This is a genomic window from Ruegeria sp. AP12 (assembly GCF_056540025.1).
Map to the genome: position 1 here is coordinate 1 of NZ_JBQFVZ010000023.1, position 2,637 is coordinate 2,637.

2 protein-coding genes and 1 pseudogene are annotated in these 2,637 nt (G+C 57.6%); 1 reads left to right on the top strand and 2 read right to left on the bottom strand.

The genetic code is table 11. The features are described from left to right. Positions 1–278: pseudogene (locus tag ACR0E6_RS20745) on the bottom strand (urea ABC transporter permease subunit UrtB); the annotation flags it as partial. A gap of 60 nt (positions 279–338) precedes the next feature. Further along, positions 339–1,619 carry an urea ABC transporter substrate-binding protein gene (gene urtA / locus ACR0E6_RS20750; RefSeq protein ID WP_480586865.1) on the bottom strand — a complete coding sequence of 427 codons (1,281 nt, stop codon included), beginning with the start codon at positions 1,617–1,619 and terminating at the stop codon, positions 339–341. A 542-nt stretch (positions 1,620–2,161) separates the two neighbouring features. On the opposite strand from urtA, the gene ACR0E6_RS20755 reads away from it, so the two are divergent. Further along, the coding region (locus tag ACR0E6_RS20755) for an urease accessory protein UreD (RefSeq protein ID WP_480586868.1) at positions 2,162–2,637 on the top strand (476 nt) is incomplete at its 3' end.

Sequence of the window (2,637 nt, forward strand, 5' to 3'; positions counted from 1 at the left end):
AATTCATACGACCGCCCTTCACCTTTTTTGCCGGCAAAAAACAGGCCATCCGACTTACGCATCCACACGTCTTTGGCGGCCCATGTCTCAAGCATCACCTGCGCTTGTGGTAAACCGCTGCTGGCAATCGCATCAATCGCGGGCCCAATCGTCTTGCGCGAGCTTTTGGCGATGATCTCCTGATGCTCTTGCAGGATCGGTTGCAGACCGGCCTCTTGCGCGTTGGCAGTCAGGCAGGCGCACAGGATTGCGAGGCCCGCAAGGTATAGTCGTAACATTTGATGAAACCCGAGATGTCTTGGGGCAAAGCGGGCAATCACACCCGCCTTGCGTATCGTTTAGTAGTTCGACAGGGTCTGAACGCAGGTCTTGGTCTCGGTGTTGTACATACCGCAACCCAGCTCTTTCCAATCCGAGATCAGAACCGCCGATTCTGGCAGGAAGTCGGTCCACGCATCACCCGGAACGACGTCAGTTTCGCTGATGATATCGAACTGACCGTCTTCCTGAATCTCACCGATCAGAACCGGCTTGGCCAGGTGGTGGTTCGGCAGCATCACGGCAGTGCCACCGGTCAGGTTCGGGAACTCCTGCCCGTACATGGCGGCGCGCACGGCATCCACTTCGGTCGATCCGGCCTCGGTCGCGGCATTTACCCACATGTTGAAGCCAATGTAATGCGCCTCCATCGGGTCATTGGTCACGCGCTCGTCGCCCATGGTTGCTTTCCATGTTTCAACGAATTCAGCATTGGCATCGGTATCTGCTGACTGGAAGTAGTTCCACGCCGCCAAATGGCCGACAAGGTTGGTGGTATCCAGACCGGACAGTTCTTCCTCACCCACCGAGAAGGCCACGACCGGAATGACGTCTGCTGAGACGCCCCCCGCAGCCAGCTCTTTGTAGAAGCCAATGTTGGCGCCACCGTTGATGGTCGAGATCACGCCGACCTTCTTACCGTCGGCACCCAGCGCGACAACGTCCGCGACGATCTTGGACCAGTCAGAATGGCCAAACGGGGTGTAGTTGACGAAGATATCCTCGTCCGCGATACCCTTACCCTTCAGATAGCTTTCCAGAATATTGTTGGTGGTCCTGGGGTAGACATAGTCCGTGCCGAGCAGAGCGAATTTCTCGACCCCCAGTTCCTCCAGAAAATAGTCGGTCGCAGGGATCGCCTGCTGGTTTGGTGCGGCACCGGTGTAGAATACGTTTTTCGAGGATTCTTCGCCCTCATACTGAACCGGGTAGAACAGCAGGCCGTTCAGCTCTTCGATCACGGGCAGAACCGATTTCCGGCTGACCGAGGTCCAGTTGCCGAAGATCACGTCCACCTCATGCCCGGTCAGAAGCTCGCGCGCTTTTTCAGCAAATAGCGGCCAGTCCGAGGCCGGGTCGACAACAACCGCCTCAAGCTGCTTGCCCAGCAGGCCGCCCTTAGCGTTTTGCTGATCGATCAGCATCAGCATCGTGTCTTTCAGCGTGGTTTCCGAGATCGCCATGGTGCCCGACAGCGAATGCAGTACGCCAACCTTGATGGTGTCTTCTGCCGACAACGCAGCGGTTGCCATGGCGGCGAAGACGGCCGATCCGGCGAGCGTGGATTTGAGAAATGTCATTAGATTCTCCTGGCGGGGCGGGCACAGAAGCCTTGCGTTGACACGCCGTCTTCTACTACCTGATCCCCGCAACTGTATGTTGCGTTACGTGTGGCGGTTGTGTCCGAGGTCCAATTCGCGCAGCCGTCACACACCCCCGGGTCATCTCCTCGGTGGGCACCCATACGGATTCTGCATCAGCGAGAATTTGGCAAATGCTGGACCTATCAATTTCGGCAATCCGCCGCATCTGCCCGTTTTTTGAACAGTTGCCTGAGGTCACGCCCAAAAATTAATCATGCACTGCGGAAAACCGACGAAAAACGGCGTCACGGAATAGAGTTCCGACGCACAAGCGTTGAAACAGGCAGCATAACTTCTGGTTCCGCAGGTGCGTCATTACCCAACATGCCTCCATATTGCCCAAGCAAGACGCGATGCCACCGCGCGCGAAGGGGGCGATTCGCCTGAGTGCAAAGCAATTGGGCGAAAAGTCGGTTTTAGACGGCTTTCGTCAATCGGGATCATTTAAGTGCCTGTTTCCCCGAACCGACGGGAACGCTTTGGACGCCGTACTTCTGAACACGGCTGGCGGCATCACCGGCGGAGACGCATTCCGCTTTCACGGGCGTGCGGGACCCGGCACAACACTGACACTGACCACACAGGCCTGCGAGAGGGCATACAAGGCGCAACCCGGCCCATCGGGACATATCCATAACCAACTGGTCGTTGAGGAAGGCGCGCGTCTGAACTGGTTGCCCCAGGAAACCATCCTTTTTGATGGCAGCGCGCTGGATCGAAAGTTGTCGATCGAGATCGCACCCGAAGCCACCGCCCTGCTGGTTGATCCACTGGTGTTCGGGCGGGCAGCAATGGGTGAGACCCTGACCAACATCCGCCTGCGCGACAGGATCGAAATCCTGCAAGGCGGAGCGCCCGTGTTTCTGGATGCCACCCGGTTTACAGGGGACCTGCATACGCACCTGTCAGCCCGCCATATCGCGAACGGAGCGGGGGCAATGGCTTTGATCCTCTT

Excerpts from the sequence above, each read along its gene's own strand:
- urtA (WP_480586865.1), bottom strand. The coding sequence starts at position 1,619 with ATGACATTTCTCAAATCCACGCTCGCCGGATCGGCCGTCTTCGCCGCC.